The sequence below is a fragment of the Streptomyces sp. NPDC050703 genome, assembly GCF_040654435.1.
GTDB lineage: Bacteria > Actinomycetota > Actinomycetes > Streptomycetales > Streptomycetaceae > Streptomyces.
Genome location: NZ_JBFAHX010000015.1, coordinates 127,758 through 145,149, shown reverse-complemented (window position 1 = coordinate 145,149; position 17,392 = coordinate 127,758). Strand labels below are relative to the sequence as shown.

13 protein-coding genes and 1 pseudogene are annotated in these 17,392 nt (G+C 72.8%); 6 read left to right on the top strand and 8 right to left on the bottom strand.

Annotated features, from left to right (window positions below; translation table 11 throughout):
- Positions 1-13: 13 nt before the first annotated feature.
- Genes AB0I16_RS16900 through AB0I16_RS16890 form a run of 3 tightly spaced genes read left to right on the top strand, consistent with a single transcriptional unit; the run spans position 14 to position 3,728 of the window.
- Positions 14-1,798, top strand: coding sequence for a type I polyketide synthase (locus tag AB0I16_RS16900; RefSeq protein WP_363250154.1), 1,785 nt, complete (start codon positions 14-16; stop codon positions 1,796-1,798).
- Positions 1,799-1,800: 2 nt separating this feature from the next.
- Entirely contained in the window at positions 1,801-3,033 is a 1,233-nt protein-coding gene (locus AB0I16_RS16895; RefSeq protein WP_363250153.1) for a cytochrome P450, read from the top strand.
- Positions 3,033-3,728, top strand: coding sequence for a formyltransferase family protein (locus tag AB0I16_RS16890; protein ID WP_363250152.1), 696 nt, complete (start codon positions 3,033-3,035; stop codon positions 3,726-3,728). The genes AB0I16_RS16895 and AB0I16_RS16890 overlap by 1 nt, the downstream gene beginning before the upstream one ends.
- 61 nt (positions 3,729-3,789) lie before the next feature.
- Here AB0I16_RS16890 and AB0I16_RS16885 read toward each other — a convergent pair whose 3' ends face one another.
- Positions 3,790-4,263 carry an MSMEG_6728 family protein gene (locus AB0I16_RS16885; RefSeq protein ID WP_363250151.1) on the bottom strand — a complete coding sequence of 158 codons (474 nt, stop codon included), beginning with the start codon at positions 4,261-4,263 and terminating at the stop codon, positions 3,790-3,792.
- Between the two features lie 309 nt (positions 4,264-4,572).
- On the opposite strand from AB0I16_RS16885, the gene AB0I16_RS16880 reads away from it, so the two are divergent.
- Positions 4,573-5,277, top strand: a complete 705-nt coding sequence (locus AB0I16_RS16880; protein WP_363250150.1) for a hypothetical protein — start codon at positions 4,573-4,575, stop codon at positions 5,275-5,277.
- 45 nt (positions 5,278-5,322) lie between these two features.
- Here AB0I16_RS16880 and AB0I16_RS16875 read toward each other — a convergent pair whose 3' ends face one another.
- Genes AB0I16_RS16875 through AB0I16_RS16865 form a run of 3 tightly spaced genes read right to left on the bottom strand, consistent with a single transcriptional unit; the run spans position 5,323 to position 8,698 of the window.
- The gene (locus AB0I16_RS16875; protein WP_363250149.1) at positions 5,323-6,267 is read right to left on the bottom strand and encodes an aldo/keto reductase; all 945 of its coding nucleotides are present in this window, start codon (positions 6,265-6,267) and stop codon (positions 5,323-5,325) included.
- Between the two features lie 29 nt (positions 6,268-6,296).
- Positions 6,297-7,790, bottom strand: coding sequence for an FAD-dependent oxidoreductase (locus tag AB0I16_RS16870; protein ID WP_363250148.1), 1,494 nt, complete (start codon positions 7,788-7,790; stop codon positions 6,297-6,299).
- Complete coding sequence (locus AB0I16_RS16865; RefSeq protein WP_363250147.1) at positions 7,787-8,698, bottom strand: adenosine kinase; 912 nt, start codon at positions 8,696-8,698, stop codon at positions 7,787-7,789. Before AB0I16_RS16865 ends, AB0I16_RS16870 begins: the two co-directional genes overlap by 4 nt.
- A 371-nt stretch (positions 8,699-9,069) precedes the next feature.
- Here AB0I16_RS16865 and AB0I16_RS16860 point away from each other — a divergent pair.
- Positions 9,070-10,524 (top strand): annotated as a pseudogene (locus AB0I16_RS16860) (alpha-amylase family protein); the annotation flags it as partial.
- 236 nt (positions 10,525-10,760) lie between these two features.
- Positions 10,761-13,868 carry an alpha-amylase family glycosyl hydrolase gene (locus AB0I16_RS16855; RefSeq protein ID WP_363250146.1) on the top strand — a complete coding sequence of 1,036 codons (3,108 nt, stop codon included), beginning with the start codon at positions 10,761-10,763 and terminating at the stop codon, positions 13,866-13,868.
- Here AB0I16_RS16855 and AB0I16_RS16850 read toward each other — a convergent pair.
- Genes AB0I16_RS16850 through AB0I16_RS16835 form a run of 4 tightly spaced genes read right to left on the bottom strand, consistent with a single transcriptional unit; the run spans position 13,865 to position 17,379 of the window.
- Positions 13,865-14,785 carry a sugar nucleotide-binding protein gene (locus AB0I16_RS16850; RefSeq protein WP_363250145.1) on the bottom strand — a complete coding sequence of 307 codons (921 nt, stop codon included), beginning with the start codon at positions 14,783-14,785 and terminating at the stop codon, positions 13,865-13,867. The two genes, AB0I16_RS16855 and AB0I16_RS16850, sit on opposite strands and share 4 nt — an antisense overlap.
- Positions 14,782-15,819 (bottom strand): ROK family protein, encoded by a 1,038-nt coding sequence (locus AB0I16_RS16845; RefSeq protein WP_363250144.1) that lies wholly within the window; start codon positions 15,817-15,819, stop codon positions 14,782-14,784. The genes AB0I16_RS16850 and AB0I16_RS16845 overlap by 4 nt, the downstream gene beginning before the upstream one ends.
- On the bottom strand, positions 15,794-16,171 hold the full coding sequence (locus tag AB0I16_RS16840; RefSeq protein ID WP_363250143.1) for a cupin domain-containing protein: 378 nt from the start codon (positions 16,169-16,171) through the stop codon (positions 15,794-15,796). The genes AB0I16_RS16845 and AB0I16_RS16840 overlap by 26 nt, the downstream gene beginning before the upstream one ends.
- Positions 16,168-17,379 carry a sedoheptulose 7-phosphate cyclase gene (locus AB0I16_RS16835; RefSeq protein WP_363250142.1) on the bottom strand — a complete coding sequence of 404 codons (1,212 nt, stop codon included), beginning with the start codon at positions 17,377-17,379 and terminating at the stop codon, positions 16,168-16,170. Before AB0I16_RS16835 ends, AB0I16_RS16840 begins: the two co-directional genes overlap by 4 nt.
- Positions 17,380-17,392 lie beyond the last annotated feature (13 nt).

Genomic DNA, 17,392 nt, shown 5'->3' with positions numbered 1-17,392 from the left:
CAGGAGCACTTCCATGACCGAAAGCCCCGAGCAGGACTACGACCCGGGTGACATCGCCGTCATCGGCATGTCCCTGCGAGCGCCCGGCGCCCGCACCAAGGAGCAGTTCTGGGACAACCTCGTACACGGCAGGGAGTCCGTGTCGTTCCTCGCCAAGGACGACATCCACGTCGACGAGACCCTGATCCACAGCCCGTACTACGTGCGGGCCTGCGGTGTGCTCGACACGTACGACAAGTTCGACCCCTCGGTGTTCGGCATCAGCGACCGGATGGCGGCCGCGATGACCCCGGAGAACCGGCTGTTCCTGGAGAGCGCCTGGGAGGCGTTCGAGGACGGCGGCTACGACCCCGAGCGGGTCGGCTGCGAAGTGGGTGTCTACGGCGCCAACAACCCGCAGACCGCCGCGCTCTACAGCTCCCCGCCCGACCGGGTGTCGGTCGGCCCCGAGGCGATCGAGGCCAGCCTGGCCTGGTCGCCCGACACCATGACGTCCAACGCGCTCTACTACATGGGCCTGACCGGCGAGGCCGTCACCGTCGCCGCGGTCTGTGCGGGCTTCCACTACGCGGTGCACCTGGCCTGCCAGTCGCTGCTGCTCGGCCAGACCGACATGGCGGTGGCCGGCGGCTCCATGGTCCGCCTGCCGCACCCCCGCGGTCACCTGTGGGAGGAGAACCGCGTCCTCTCCAAGGACGGCCACTGCCGCCCCTTCGACGCCAACGGCACCGGCACCGCCCTGTCCAGCGGCGTCGTCACGGTGCTGCTCAAGCCGGTGGCCCGGGCCGTCGCCGACCGCGACCACGTGTACGCGGTGGTCAAGGGATCGGCCGTCAACAACAACGGCGTCAGCGCGATGGCCTACGGCCTCGCCCAGCCCGAGCGCCTGAGCGCGTGCATCGCCAGTGCCATGGAGGTCGGCGGAGTCACCCCGGACACCGTCTCCCTGTACGAGGCCAACGGGCTCGGCATGCCGATGACCGACGAACTGGAGGTCCACGCGGCGAGCATGGCGTTCGGCAAGCAGACCGCCACCACCTCGATCGGCGGCGTCAAGGGCAACGTCGGCCACGGCGGTGTGGTCTCCGGCGGCTTCGGCGCCCTCAAGGCCGCGCTCGCCCTGCACCACAGGACGCTGCCCGCGACGATCAACCTGACGGAGGTCAACGAGGACCTCGACTTCCCCAGCACCCCCTTCGTGCCGCAGATCGAGACGGCCGACTGGGAGACGGAAGCGGGCATCCGCCGCGCGGGCATCACCTCCATCGGCGGCGGAGGCTACAACGCCCACCTCGTCCTCGAAGAGGCCCCGGCGGTCGCGGAGCGCGCCCCCGAGGCCGAGGGCAGGCCGCGCGTCGCCACCCTCTCCGCCCTGGACGACGAGGCCCTCGCACGCCAGCGGGCGCGGCTCAAGGACCGGCTGGTCGCCGACCCCGGCCTGCGGCTCGACGACGTCTGCTTCAGCCTCAACCTCGGCCGCAAGGTGATGACCCGCCGCTGGGCGGCCGTCGTCCGCAGCCGCGCGGAGCTGATCGCGGCGCTGTCCGGGGAAGCCTCGGGCGGCCACGTCACCGAGACCGCCGCCGCGCCACGCGTGGACGCGTCCTCCTTCCCGCACAACGACCACGGCATCGTGTGCACGGGCACGGACGCGGACACGCTGGCCGGCGTCGCCGCCGCCTGGGTCACCGGGCAGCAGGTGGACTTCGCCTCCCTGCACCGGGGCGAGGACAGCCGCCGCGTGCCGCTGCCCACCTACCCCTTCCAGCCGCGCCGGTTCTGGCGCACGGACTGGTGACCATGAGCGCACCGGCACTGGACACCAGGGACCTGGGCGACCCCGACACCTTCGCCTGCCACGGCCTCGACGCGTTCTGGCGCACCCTGCGGGACACCGCCCCGGTGCACTGGAACCCGCCGGCCGACGGCCGCAAGGGGTTCTGGGTGCTCACCCGCCACGACGACATCATGACCACCTACCGCGACGACACGCACTTCACGTCGGAGCGCGGCAACGTCCTCGTCACCCTCCTGGAGGGCGGTGACGCCGGGGCCGGCCGCATGCTGGCCGTCACCGACGGCCACCGCCACCACGAGCTGCGCAAGATCCTTCAGCGGGTGCTCTCGCCACGGGTGCTCGACGAGGTCGCGAGGACCGTACGGGTCAACACCCGGCAGTGGATACGGGAGGCGGTCGAGGCCGGCGGCTGCGACTTCGCCGAGGAGATCGCGAGCCGCATCCCGATGACGACGATCTCGAACCTGCTCGGCGTGCCCGAGCAGGACCGGGAGTTCCTGCTCGGCCTGACCAAGACGGCGCTGTCGACCGACGACGAGGACGTCGACGAGGTCGACTCCGAGATGGCCCGCAACGAGATCCTGATGTACTTCATGGACCTCGTGGAGGAGCGGCGCGAGGCGCCGGGCGACGACGTGATCAGCATGCTGATCGCCAGCTCCATCGACGGCGTGCCGCTCTCCGACGAGGACGTGGTGCTGAACTGCTACAGCCTGATCATCGGGGGCGACGAGACCAGCCGCCTCACGATGATCGACGCCGTCCACACGCTCGCGGCCGAGACCGGGCAGTGGCGGCGGCTCAAGGAGGGCGAGGTGTCGGTCGACACCGCGGTGGACGAGGTGCTGCGCTGGGCGTCGCCCACGATGCACTTCGGGCGCAGCGTCGTCCGCGAGACGGAACTGCACGGCGTACGGCTGCGCCCCGGCGAGATCGTGACGCTCTGGCACGCCTCGGGCAACCGCGACGAGCGGGTCTTCGGGCGGCCGGGCGTCTTCGACCTCGGCCGCACCCCCAACAAGCACCTGGCCTTCGGCTACGGCCCGCACTTCTGCGTCGGCTCCTACCTCGCCAAGGTGGAGATCGCCGAACTGCTCGGGGCGCTGCGGGACTTCACCACCGGGTTCGAGCGGACCGGCGAGGCCGCGCGCATCCGGTCCAACTTCCTGACCGGGTTCTCGACACTGCCGGTGCGGTTCCTGCCCGACCACGCGGGACTGAAGGAGGGCGAGTGATGAACATCTACGTATCGGGGCAGGGAGCGTTCGCGGTGCAGGTCGCGGAGGCCCTGCTCGACGAGGGGCACAAGATCCTCGGCGTGGCCGCGCCCCGGCTGCGCAAGGGCCACACCGACGAGGGCAACGCCATGTCCTGGGACCGCCTGCGGTCCTGGGCCTACCCCAGGGACGTCGCCTGGACGGACTCGGCCGAGCTGCGCGCGATGCACGTACCGGACGGCGTGGACGTCATCGTCGCCGCCCACTCGCACGCCTTCCTCGGCCGCCACACGCGGGCCAGGGCCTCCGTCGCCACCATCGGCTACCACCCCAGCCTGCTGCCGCTGCACCGCGGCAGGGACGCGATCCGGTGGACGATCCGCGACGGCGACAAGGTGACGGGCGGCAGCGTCTACCACCTCACCGAGCGCACCGACGCGGGGCCGCTCGCCGCCCAGGAGCATCTGTTTGTGCCCCCGGGCTCGACCGCGCAGAGCCTGTGGCGCGAGCACCTGGCGCCGCTCGGCGTGCGGCTGCTGCTCAAGGTGGTCGCCGACCTCGCCGAGGGCCGGCTGATCGAGGTCCCCCAGGACGAGGAGCTGGCGACCTGGGAGCCCGCGATGGGCGCGCCGCCGCTGTTCAAGCCCGAACTCATCGCGCTGCCGGGGACGGCACGGGTCAACGGCAGCAAGTGGGCGCTGCACGCGCAGTGAGCGGGACGGCTCCCGGGCCCGGCGCGAGCCCGGCCCGGGAGCCCGGCCGGGGATGGCGGGGTCACGCGGCCGGGTCGCGGTCGGAGCCCGGCCACAAGTAGGGCAGGTCGTCGGGGACGCCGGGAAAGCGCTCGGCGTAGATCTCCGGCGCCTTGCGCACCAGGGCCGACTGGTGGCTGATGTGGAACTCCTCGCTGCCCAGCCAGAACGGCAGCTCACCGGCCTCGGCGAGCTCCGCCTGCTCCCGGACGGGAGCGCCGGGGCGGTGGGCGGTGTAGTCGGTGAGCATCGTGGCGGCACACGTGTCGGCGCGCCCCTCCGCCACCCACAGCGCGCACATGTCGAGCCCGTAGCGGACCAGCGCCTCCTCGTAGCCGATCCACATGCGCACCGCGGGATGGTTGCGCCATCCATAGCCGGGCACGGTCAGGCCGCGCAGCACCTGGAGGGCCTCGACCCGCTGCTTGCCGAGGCGGGCCCGGTCCAGGACGGCGGCGGACCGCGTGAAATCGGGATACGGAAGAAAAGTCTGCACGCACCATGCCTACCGTGGGCCCCGGGCTCTCAGACGGGCGATTCGGGTGCACCCTGGCACTTCCCGCGTCGCCCACCACGCAGCGAGAGACCGGGCGGGCGCCCCCGGCGCGAAGGCGCACGATCCGGCCGGTCCCTGGCCGGTACCGCGTGCCGGTGGCATCCTGCCGGTACGGGGGGCCGGGCCCAGGACACGCCGCGGTTCGGTGTCCGGACGAAGCGCTTCACTCGGGGGGCTCAGTCCATGAGGAATGCTCGACGCACGGCCAGGACGACCCACCCGGTACGCCCCAAGAGCACAAGTGTGCGGATGGCGGAGACGCTGGGGCTGGTCGTCGCCGTTCTGACCGCGGCCAGCCTTGCCGCGGCCCTCTGGCCCGCCGGCGTCTGGCCGCGTCAAGAAGAAGAGCTTCCTGGACCGAAGGCCAGGGTGGTGAGCGACATCCTCACGGGCGGCGTGGAGACCATGTGGTCCGTTTCCCACCGGAAGGAGCGGCTGAAGCCACCGGCCAAGGCGGCGGCCTGCAGCGAAGAGGTGGACGAGTGGATGCAGTCGGACGCGGTCCGCGGGGTACCTGTCGGAGACCACATCCGCGTCGTCCTGACCAGTGAACGACCGGAGTCGGTGGTGCTGACCGGGATCAGCATGGATGTGAGGAAGGTCGACGTGCCCTCCCGGACGGTCGCGACCACATGTCAGGCCGGGAACGGCTTCATCGTCAGAGGGGCGAAGACGGTGGTGGACAAGGTGCCACTCGCCTTCCAGTTCTACGATGAGGACGCCCGGAAGATCGACTCCCTCCGAGTCAACCTCGGCAAGGGCGACGCGGCCGAGATCACCCTGCTGGTGACCGTGGGGACGCCGGGTGCCGTCTATGAATGGTCCGGCGAGTTCGAGGCGTTGATCGGCGGAAGGGAAACAACCATTCCGTTCACGGACGACGACGAACCGTTCCGCGTGGCCGGCCCGCCCACCCGGGAGGCGGAGTCATGGCTTCACCCCGACTACCGGTGAGACGGTCCTCCGGGCGGATGCGGGCCGGCAGGGGCAGGCCGGTGTTCACGGTAGTGGGGTGTTACGGGCGGTGACCCACAGTTCGTACCACTCCTCGTGCGTCAGGTCGGGTGTGCGGCGTACGGCGTCGTGGCAGGCACGGATGCGCTCGGGCCTGCTCGTCCCGATGACCGGGGCGATACCGGCCGGGTGGCGCTGGAGCCACCACAGCAGGATCGTCTCCGGTGTCGTGCCCTTGCGGTCGGCGAGCGCGGCGACCAGCCGGGCGGTCGGCGTGTCCTGGCCGCCGGTGAAGCGGCCCTGCGCCAGGGCGCCCCAGGCCTGGAGCCGGATGCCGTGGGCCCGGCAGTACTCGACCGTCCCGTGCGGGAAGCCGTTGCCCGCGGCGGCCTCGGTGTTCACGAGGACACCGGCCTCCACCCAGTCCCGGCGCGCCAGGCTCATCTCCAGCTGGTCGGCGACCAGCGGCACGTCGAGACAGGCCCGCAGCGCCTCGATCTGCGCCGCGCTCATGTTCGACACCCCGAAGCCCCGTACGAGGCCCTGCCCGTGCAGGGAGGTCAGCGCCTCCGCGATCTCCTCGGGGCCCGTCAGCGGATCGGGCCGGTGCAGGAGCAGGACGTCGATGACGTCGGTGCGCAGCCGGGCGAGGCTCTCCTCGACACGCCGCACGATGGTCTTCGCCCGCAGGTCGTACATGCCGGGCAGAGCGCCGTCGGCCTGCCGGATGCCGCACTTGGTCTGCAGGACGACGCGCTCGCGCAGCTCGGGCGCCCTGGCGAGCACTTCGCCGAAGACCGCCTCGGCCTTGCCGCGCCGGTAGATGTCGGCGTGGTCGAACTCCGTGATGCCGATGTCGAGCGCCGCCTCGACGGCGGCCTCCGCGTGAGCGATGTCCGCGGCGGTGTACGGCTCGTCGTCCCATGTGCCGCCGAGCCCCATGCACCCGTACAGCGGTCGGGTGGTGCGCACGTCGGTCCGCGCTGCCATGCGTTCTCCTCTTCCTTCTCGGCGGTCGTTCACGCCGTCAGTGCGGCGGCCAGCATCTCGGCCGTGGCGAGCACCGGCAGCTGCGTGTTGGCCGCCGGAACCGTCGGCAGGATCGAGGCGTCCACGACCCGCAGGCCCGAGACGCCGCGCACCCGCCCCTCGCCGTCGACCACCGCGTACGGATCGTCCGGCGCGCCCATCGCACACGTGCCGACGGGGTGCCAGTACGTGCCTACCCGGTCGCGGAGCTCCTGATCCGTCAGGTCCCGCGGGGACGGGCCGCCGGCCGGGTCCGCCAGGGACTTCAGCGGCATGGTGGCGGCCAGCTCCTCGGCCATGCGCAGGCCCGAGCGGAGCACGGCCAGGTCGTGGCCGTCCTCGTCCGAGAGGAAGGCGGGGTCCAGGTCGAGGTCGGCGGCGGGGTCGGCGGAGCGCAGCCGGACGTGACCGCGTGACCTGGGCTTCATCAGGAAGGCGGCGATCCCCGCCTCGTACTGGCCCGGCGGCAGGGCGCCGAACAGGGGCGGGCCCGCGACCGGGTTGATGTGCAGGTCCCAGGCGCCCTCGGGGCAGTACGGGCTCGCCGCCCTGACCAGCATCCGGCTGACGTACAGGTCGCCCGCGGCCTCCTTCTCGGCCAGGTGCGCGTTCAGGTCGGCCGTCGGGCGCAGCGGCAGGAAGGCGCCGGGCTGGTCGGTGAGGTTGGCGCCGACGCCGGGCAGGTCGAGCACGGGCCGCACACCACGGCGCGCCAGGTCGTCCGCGGGCCCGATGCCGCTGCGGAGCAGCACGGCGGGCGACCCGAAGGTGCCCGAGGCCAGCAGGTAGGTGTCGGCCCGCAGGGTGGTGCGCCCGTGGTCCGTGACGATGTCCACGCCGTGCACACGGCCGCCGCGGACGGTCAGCCGGTCGACGGTGGCGCGTTCGAGGATCGTCAGGTTCGGCCGGTCGCGCGCTTCCGCCAGGTAGGCGAACGCGGCGTTCGCGCGGACTCCGTCGACGGCGTTGAGCAGCGGGGTCCCGTAGCCGGGGCCGCCGGGCGCGGCCATGTCCACCTCGGGGTGGCCGAGGGACCCGGCCGCCGCGAGGGCCGCGTGACTCCACGCCGAGTGCTCGCTCTCCGGTACCGGCCGGAGCCCCATCCGCGCCGCCGCCCTCGCCCGGAAGGGCTCCATCGCGGCGGCCGTCCACCGGGGGCCGCCCGCCCGCGCCCACTCGGCGTGGTCCGCATCGGAACCCCACGTGTGCCAGCAGCCGTTGACGCAGGACGAGCCGCCGAGGACGCGGGCGCGGATGCGGTGGGCGGCGGCGCGGCGCTCCCAGACGTCGTCGCGGGGCAGGGCGCGGGCGTCGAGCAGCTTCGCGGGCCAGTCCTGCCGTCGTGGACCGTAGTCGCGGCCCGCCTCCACCAGGCAGACGGAGCGCCCGGGGTCCTCGCTCAGCCGGGCCGCGAGGACGCAGCCCGCCACGCCGCCGCCGAGGACGACGACGTCGTGGCCCGTCGCGTGAGCCGTGTCCGTCATGCCGCGCCCCCGTGCTCGGCGACCCGGTCGAGGAGCTGCTCCCTGCGGATGACGTCGGTGCGGGTGGCGGGCACCGTACAGGCGTGGGCGCCGGCGACGGAGCCGTACAGGGCGCAGCGCAGGGGCGGTTCGCCGGACAGGAGGCCGAAGAGGTAACCCGCGGCGAAGGCGTCACCCGCGCCGTTGGAGTCGACCACCGGCGCCGGGGGAGCGACGGCCGGCACATGGGTGACCTCGCCGTCGGCGAGAAGGTACGCGCCCTCGGCACCCGCGGTGGCGACGACCACGTCGGCGCGTCCCCGCGCGACGATCCGCCGCATGGTCTTCTCGGGGTCGGTGAGAGCGGCCGCCGACAGGAACACCAGGTCGGCCTCGTACGCGAACGCCTCGTGGTACGGCTCGCGGCCGTCCCAGTCGTGCAGGTCGGTCGAGATGGTCACCCCGGCCTCCCGCAGCGTGGGCAGGGCGTGGGAGCAGGGCTGGGTGAGGGAGACGTGGGCGTGCCGGCTCGTCGCGGCGAGTTCCGCCACTGTGGCGGGCGGCAGCCGGTCGGCCTCGCCGAAGCGGGTGTTGTCGTACAGCGAGAGGCGGCGGCCGTCGGGGGACACGAGGTTGACCGCGCGCTTGGTGCCCGCGGGCAGCGGGACCTCGGTGAGCGCGATGCCCCGGTCTCGGTGGAGCGCGCGGATCAGCTCACCGGGGTGGTCGTCGCCGATCACGTCGATGTGGTGGGTCCGCAGGCCGAGGGCGTGCACGCCCATCGCCACGAAGTCCCCGGTCTGCCCGGCCCGCATCTCGATGGCGGGGACCATGTGGCTGTCGGCGAGCGGCAGCGGCAGCTCGGGGACGTACACGATCGTGTCCACCCCGGCACCACCCAGGACGAGCACGTCGATGTCAGTGGGCACAGATCCTCCTGGCGGGGGCTGGTGGGGGCGCGGTGGGGCTGGTCGGGCCCGGCCGGAATGCAGTCAAGCACGACGACTGATCGCGATGGAAGAGTTTGTGCAATCTTTCAGTTGGCTTGCAGGGGGAGTCGCCTGAAGAGTGGGTGATCAGGGGAAGCCGGGTCGTAAGTGGCCTCTATGGAAGTCGAGTTCGCCTGGGCGTGAGGGGTTGACCGGCCCTGGGGTGACACCTAGGGTCCGTCGCAACATGTTTCTGCAAGACGGCATGGAGATTTCATGTGCCGTCCTGTGCGGCGCCGTTACGGCCGCGGAGCACCCCCACCCCCGCGTCGGCGCCGACCCCTCTCCCCCCACTCAGAGGAGGACCTCCCATGTACGGCCGAACAGCACGGTCCGCACGGTCCCGCAGGCGTACCGCCCTGGCCACGGCCCTCGCCGCGGCCGCGGTCGGCGGTCTCGGCGCGGGCGCGCAGGCACAGGCCGCCCCGGCCACCGCCCCGGCTCCCACCCCCGCTTCCGTCCCCGCTTCCGCCCCGGCGAAGGCGGCGGCCGGCGAGAAGGACGTCACCGCGGTGATGTTCGAGTGGAACTTCGACTCGATCGCCCGAGCCTGTACGGACACGCTGGGACCCGCGGGATACGGCTACGTCCAGACCTCACCCCCGCAGGAGCGTCTGGCGGGCCCGGCCTGGTGGACCGCCTACCAGCCGGTCAGCTACAGGATCGCCTCACGCCTCGGCGACCGGGACGCGTTCAAGAACATGGTGGACACCTGCCACGAGGCGGGGGTCAAGGTCGTCGCGGACACGGTGATCAACCACATGACCAACGCCCAGGGCACCGGCTCGGGCGGCACGCGGTTCACCAAGTACGACTACCCGGGCGTCTACTCGGTCCAGGACATGGACGACTGCCGGCAGGACATCGAGGACTACACCCGGCGCGAGGAGAGCCAGAACTGCGAGCTGGGCGGCCTCGCCGACCTCGACACCGGCGAGGAACACGTCCGCGAGACCATCGCCGGATACCTCGACGACCTGCTCGGCCTCGGCGTCGACGGCTTCCGCGTCGACGCGGCCAAGCACATTCCGGCGGAGGACCTGAAGGCCATCAAGGGCCGGCTCACGGACCCGGACGTCCCCTGGAAGCAGGAGACGCTGCCGGGACCCGGCGAGGAGGTCCAGCCGGGCGAGTACCTCGGCACCGGGCTCGCCCAGGAGTTCACCTACGCCTACACGCTCAAGGGCGCCTTCGAGAGCGGCGGCCTCGCCGGACTGAAGAACATCGCGGACGGCAAGCTGCCCTCGGAGTCCGCCGGGGTCTTCGTCGCCAACCACGACACCGAGCGCCAGGGCAACGTCCTCACCTACAAGCAGGGCGCCCCCTACACCCTGGCCCACGTCTTCATGCTCGCCTTCCCCTACGGCTCCCCGGACGTCCACTCCGGCTATGCCTTCGCGAACAAGGACGACGGCCCGCCCGCCGACGGCAGGGCCGACTGCTCCGGCGACGCCTGGGTGTGCCAGCACGCGCAGCGGGAGATCACCGCCATGGTCGGCTTCCGCAACGCCGTGGGCGACGCCGGACTCACCGACTGGTGGGACGACGGAGGCAGCGCCATCGCCTTCGGCCGCGGCACGAAGGGCTTCGTCGCCGTCAACGGAGGGGACGGCGAACTCAAGCAGACCTTCCGGACCTCGCTGCCCGCCGGCGAGTACTGCGACGTGCAGGCAGGCAGGCCCGTCACCGTGGAGGACGGCGGGAAACTCACGGCCACCGTCGCCCCGAAGAGCGCGCTCGCGCTCCACGCCGACGCGCGGAGCTGCGCCTGACCCGACAGAGCTGACCTCACAGAGCTGACCTCACAGAGCTGACCTCACAGAGCTGACCTGACAGAGCTGACCTGACCTGACCCCAGGTCCGGCACGACATCCACAACCCCGTCCCACAGAGCTGTGCGGACGAACCCGGTTGCCCGGCGCTCGCGGCCCACGCCGCCCGCGCCGGGCAATCGGCGTTGTCCCGACCACCACACCCGACCACCACAGAGGAGAGCACACCCGTGACCCGCGCCCGTTTAAGATCGGCCGTCCTGCTGGCCCTCGCGCCCCTGGCCGCCCTCCTGCCGCCGGCCCACCAACCGGCGGCGGCGGCGACCGCCGCGCCGCCCTCCGACGCCGCACTCGCCGCCCAGCCCGCCCGGCACGACCTGACCCGCGAGCAGTTCTACCTGGCGATGCCCGACCGCTTCGCCAACGGTGACCGCCGCAACGACAGGGGCGGCCTCACCGGAGACCGCGCGACCACCGGCTTCGACCCGAGTGACCCCGCGTTCTTCAACGGCGGTGACCTCAAGGGCATCACGAAGAAGCTCGACTACATCAAGGGCCTCGGCACCACCGCGATCTGGCTGACCCCCGTCTTCGAGAACCTTCCCGTGCAGGAGCGCGGCGGGCGACCCGTCGCCAACTACCACGGCTACGCCATCACCGACTTCACCCGCGTCGACCCGCACTTCGGCACCGACGAGGACCTGACCGCCCTGGTCGACAAGGCGCACGCCAAGGGCATGAAGGTCTTCTTCGACGTCGTCACCAACCACACCGCGGACGTCATCCACCCCGCCGAGAAGGAGTCCGGCTACCGGTCGAAGGGCTCGCACCCCTACCTCGACACCCGGGGCCGCCCCTTCGACGACAGCGCGGGCATGCGCCCGGTCGACGAGGGCGGCTTCCCCTACACCCCGCGGATCGCGGACGCCGACCGGCACGCCAAGACACCGGCCTGGCTCAACGACCCCACCATGTACCACAACCGCGGCGACTCCACCTTCGCCGGGGAGAGCGGCCTCAACGGCGACTTCATGGGCAACGACGACCTGTGGACCGAACGGCCCGAAGTCGTCGACGGCATGAAGCGCGTCTACGAGCGCTGGGTGCGCGACTTCGGCATCGACGGCTTCCGCGTCGACACCGCCAAGAACGTCAACATGGAGTTCTGGACCCAGTGGGCCCGCGCCCTCGACGACTACGCGGCCACCCGGGGCAAGAAGGACTTCCTCATCTTCGCCGAGGCGTTCTCCGCCGACCCCGCCATCACCGCCCCCTACGTCACACGCGGCGGCCTCGACTCCACCCTCGACTTCCCCTTCCAGGCCATCGCCCGCAACTCCGCGTCGCGCGAGGGCCCGCCCCGCGACCTGTCCCGCCTCTACGCCCAGGACTACCGCTACACCACGGGCAAGGCCAACGCCTACGAGCAGGTGACCTTCCTCGGCAGCCACGACATGGGCCGCATCGGCGGCCTCATCGCCCAGGACAACCCCGGCGCGAGCGACGCCGAGCTGCTGCGCCGCGACCGCCTCGCGCACGAGCTGATGTTCTTCGGCCGCGGCAACCCCGTGATCTACGCGGGCGACGAGCAGGGCTTCACCGGCTCCGGCGGCGACAACGCCGCCCGCCAGCCCCTGTTCGCCAGCGACGCCCCGGCCTACCGCGACGACGACCAGATCGGCACCGGCCGCACCCACGCGAAGGACGCCTACGACACCCGGCATCCGCTCTACCGCGCCATCGCCCGCCTCTCCCGGCTCACCGAGAAGCACCCCGCGCTGCGCGACGGCGTCTTCACCGAGCGGTACCCGGGGCCCGCCGACGGACCCGGCGTGTACGCCTACTCGCGTACGGACGCCGGGAAGCGCGTGGAGTACGTCGTGGCGCACAACAACGCCTCCGAGGCGAAGACCGTGCGCATCCCGACCGGTGCCGCGCACCGGCGCTACACCCCGCTGTACGGCACGACGGACGCCCCGGCCCGCAGCGGAGCCGACCGGCACCTCACCCTCACCGTCCCCGCCCTCTCGTCCCTGGTCCTGAAGGCCGACAAGAAGCTGCCGGATCCGGGCGCACGGCCCCACGTCACCCTGACCCCGCCGAAGGAGGGCGCCACCGGCACGGTCGAACTCACCGCCGACGTCGACGGCGGCCAGTTGAACCGGGTCGTCTTCGCCGCACGGCAGGGCGAAGGCCCCTGGCGGGTACTCGGCACCGCCGACCACGCCCCCTACAAGGTCACCCAGCACATCGACCCCGCACTCCCAGCGGGCACCGAGCTGCGCTACAAGGCGGTGGCCGTCGACAGCAGGGGCCGCACCGCGCACGACCTCGCCACCAGCAGCACGGGCCGCACCCCGCCGGAGCCCAGGCCCACCGTCCGGCGCGGCCACGCCGTCGTGCACTACCAGCGGCCCGGCGGCGACTACGACGGCTGGCGGCTGCGGACCGGGACGGACGGCGCGGAAGCCGCCTTCACCGGACGCGACGCGTACGGCGCCTTCGCCTGGGTGAAGCTCGCCGAGGGCGCCGAGACGGTCTCGTACACCGTCGAGAAGGACGGCACCACCGACGGGCCCGCGCGCTCCGTCGACCTGACCCGCACCGGCGAGGTGTGGATCACGCAGGGGCAGGAAGGCCAGCGCGAACAGCGCCCGCACAGCGCCTATCCGCCGTCGGACGGCTCCACGGCCGTCCTGCACTACCACCGCCCCGACGGCGACTACGAGGGCTGGGGCCTGCACGTGTGGGACGGCGCCGCCACGCCGTCCGACTGGGACGTCCCCGTGCGGCCGGTGCGCACCGACGGCTACGGACTCGTCTTCGAGGTGAAGCTGAAGCCCGGCGCGCGCAGCCTCAGCTACACCTTCCACAAGGGCAACGACAAGGACGTGCCCGACGACGAGGCCCTGGACATCGGCCTGTACGGGAACGAGGTGTGGCGGGTCGCGGGCGAGCCGGCGTATCTGACACCGGCGCTCGGCGGATCGCTCGGCATGGACCTCGGGCAGTCCCGGGTCAGATGGCTCGACGAGGACACCGTCGCCTGGCCGGAGGGCGGGGCGGGAGTGGCCTCGCGCCAGCTCCTCTACGCGCCCGACGGCGGCATCGCCCTCAGGGACGGCGCGCTCTCCGACGAGGGGCACTGGCTGCGGCTGCGCCCCGAGAAGACGGAGGCCGCGCGGCGGGACGGGCTCGCGGAGGGGGAGGTGGCCCTCACCGTCGACCCGCGCGACCGGGGCCGGCTCCACGACGCGCGGCGCGCCCGGCAGCTCCTCGCCACCGAGCGCGCCGCTGACGGCGCCCTCCTGGGCGCCACGGGCGTACGGAAGCCCTAGGCCGAGCTGAAGGCGCCCGCCAGGTCGCGGGCGCCTTCCTCCACCCCGCGGACCGCGATGCCGCGCGTGGCGGGCAGCTCCGCGAGGAGGTCGCTGGACAGGCAGGCGTTCCGCGGCCTCGACGCGTAGCGGCTCAGGGCCTTCGGTACGGGCACCACCAGGTCGGCGGGCAGCCCGAGGCCGCGGGCGATCACGCCGGCCCACTCGGCACGGCTGACCCGGTCGGGGCCGCCGAGGTGGAGCACAGGGGGGAGCGGGGCCAGGCTGGTCAGCAGCGCGGCCACCACCTCGGCCACGTCGTCGACGTGCACGGGTGTCGTCCACTGGTCGTCGGGCGCCTCGATGGGCTCTCCCGCGCGCAGCCGGTGGGCGCAGGCGGCGAAGTAGTTGAGCCACTTGCCGGCGTCCACGGGCTCATGGCCGTAGACGAGGCTCACGCGCAGCGAGACCGCGTCGGCCGCGCGGGCCAGCAGCAGCTCCTCGGCCCGGCGCTTGGCCCGTCCGTAGGCGTTCGCCGGGGAGACGGGCGTGGACTCGGTACTGCCGGGCGAAGCGCCGTCGAAGACGTTGTCCGTGGAGATCATGACGATGCGCGAACGCCCCCCGAGGGACGCGAAAGCGGCCGCCACCGCGGAGTGCGCCCGGGCCGCCTCCTCGGGGTGCGCCTCGCACCAGGTGACGTCCGACGGGCCGTGCACGAGCACGATCCTGCGGGGCCGCAGCCGCGACACCAGACGGCCGCAGGCCTCCGCGTCGGTGGCATCGAGGACGCACCAGCGCGCCCCGTACTTTTCGGGCGCGATGGCGGGGTAGCCGCGGGAGACGAGGGTGACGGAGTCGCCCGATGCCACCAGGCGGCGGGCGATGCCCGTGCCGACGAAACCGCTGCCGACGACGAGCGAGGAGACGCGCCTCACCGGGCCACCCGCCCCCGCGCCGACGCGTGGCGGGCGGCGAGGAGGCGGCCCGCGCCGATCAGTCCGTGGTCGTCGTCGGGCGCGCCGAGCGCGACCATGGCGTCGATCCGCTCCCGGGAGAGCCCGAAGCAGCCCTGCCGGTCCAGCTCCTCGACGAGGAGCAGCCGGTAGCGCTCGCCGACGGCCAGCGCGAAGCCACCCACGACGATGTAGCGGCACACGCCCACCGAGGCGAAGACGGCGCCGATCGCCCGCGCGAGGTGCACGAGGGCGGCGCGCAGCACGCCGGTGGCGAAGGGGTCGCCCTCGGCGAGCGCCTTGGCGAGGGCCGGGTTCTCCACGCCGTCCTCGCACAGCTCCGCGAGGCGGGAGCGGGCGAACCCGTCCGGGTCGGCCGCCGCGGCGCGCCGGGCCGCGGCGAGCACGCCCCGGCCCGACGCGACGGCCCCGAGGTGGCCGCGGCCCCCGCAGTCGCACAGCGGCGCGTCGGGTGAGGGATCGCAGGCCCAGTGGCCGAGCTCGCCGCCGTGGCCCTCGGGGTGCAGCAGGACGTCGCCGTCCCGGAAGACCTTGTTGCCGATGCCCGAGCTGACGGTCAGCAGGCAGAAGGGCTCCGGCTCCGTGGCCGCGTACCGCCAGGCGGCCGCCGTGAGGTCGTTGACGACGGTGACGGGTCGGCCGAGCCGCTCGGTGAGCAGGGCGCCGAGCGGCAGGGGGTCGCCGCGGCGGCCCCACACCGTCGGCGCCGCGAGGACCAGGCCGTCGGCGGTGATCGGCCCGGCGAAGGCGACCCCGACGGGACCGGGCGCGCGCCCGGCCGTGTGCCGCGTCACCTCGCGCACGAGCTGCTCCACCATCCGCTCCTGGAGCACGGGGACGGGGGCGTGCGGATCGCGGGCCATGCCGTCGACCGGCATCCGCCGCACGCGGGACAGCGTCCCGTCGGCGGGCGCGTACGCGCCCACCCTGAGCGTGGTGCCTCCTACGTCGACGACGGTGTGCTCGGGGTCAGCCGTGATGGTCGCGGTGGGCACGGAGTTCCTCCTCGAAGACCAGCAGGTGCAGGTCGGTGTCGCGGTCGTTCAGGAGCCCGTGCTCGCCGTGGGGGCGGTTGGCGACGACGTCGCCCGGGCCCACGCGGAACTCCTCGCCGTCCTGGTGCATCAGGCCCTCCCCCGAGAGCACCACGTACGTCTCGTGGTCGGCGCCGTGCCGGTGGCGTCCGATGGACGTGCCGGGCGGCAGCACGGCGAGGTCGATGAACTCGGCGCCGGGACCGTCCGCTCCGCGCGTGAAGACGCGGTGCGCCAGGATCGTGCCGAGCCCGCCGTGGTCGTGCTCCTTGGCGGCGAGGAGGTCCCGCAGATTGGGCACGCGGCCGGTCATCGTGTCTCCCCGTCCGTCGCGGGCGAGGTGCGCGGGGCGCGGGCGGCGCGGGCGGCGAGCGCGTCCAGGGCCTCCCGCAGGACGTCCTGCGGGATGTCCTCCAGCTCGTCGACGAAGCCCGCCTTGCCGATGCCGGTGGGCACCACCAGGTGGAGCTTGCGGCCCCGGCGCTGCCAGGAGGCGAACAGGGCCTGCGTCATCTGGTCGGCCGTGCAGGTCGCGGCGTCGTGGACGGGCAGACCGATCCGCTCAAGGAGCGTGACGATCCGCTCGCAGGTGTCGGCGTCCGCGAGACCGAGGAGCCGGGCGATGTGGGCGGAGAGCGCCATGTCGACGGCGACCGCCTCGCCGTGTTCGAGGCGGTGGCCGCCCGCCGTCTCGATGACGGGGCTGAAGGTGTGGCCGAAGTCGACCAGGCGCGCCAGCTCGTGCTCGCGCAGGTTGGGGCAGAGCTCCTCCATCATCAGCCGCATCGAGGTGCGGATGACGTAGGTCTCCAGCTCGGCGCCGGCCGAGTGGCCGGGGCGGCGGAAGACGTCCGGACTGCGTTCCAGGGCCTGGAACAAGTCGCCGTCGAGGATCACCGCCATCTTCACGATCTCCGCGAGGCCGCAGCGGATCTCGCGGTCCGGCAGGGTGGCGAGGAGCGCGGGGTCGTTCAGCGAGGCGTGCGCCGGGTGGTAGGCGCCGAACATGTTCTTCGTGTGCAGGCCGTTGACCCCGGTCTTGACGCCGACACCGACGTCGACCTGACCGACCAGGGTGGTGTTGACCTTGATGTAGCGGATGCCGCGCGCGTACATGGAGGCGGCGAAGCCGACGACGTCCGCGACGATGCCGCCGCCCACCGCCAGCATCACGCCGTGCCGGTCGAGCCCGGCGGCCTTCGCGGTCGCGCACACCTGCTCGGCGGACGCCAGTGACTTGTTGTGCTCCCCCGACGCGATCGGGTGGACGCTCCAGCTGTCCGGTTCGAGACGCGCGCCCAGGTAGGCGCGCAACTGCTGCCCGTAGAGGCGGTCGACGGTGGGCCCGACGAAGGCCACCACGCGCCGTCCCTCCAGGTAGTGGGCGAGAAGCGGGTTGTGCGGGGAGAAGACCCCGTCGGTGACGTCGACCCGGTAGCCGGTGCCGTCCGGTGCGTGCAGGTCGAAGCCGCCGGCGTCCTCACGGACACCCGCGGCCTCGGCAAGAACCTGGCCTGCCATCTCTCTCCTCGGT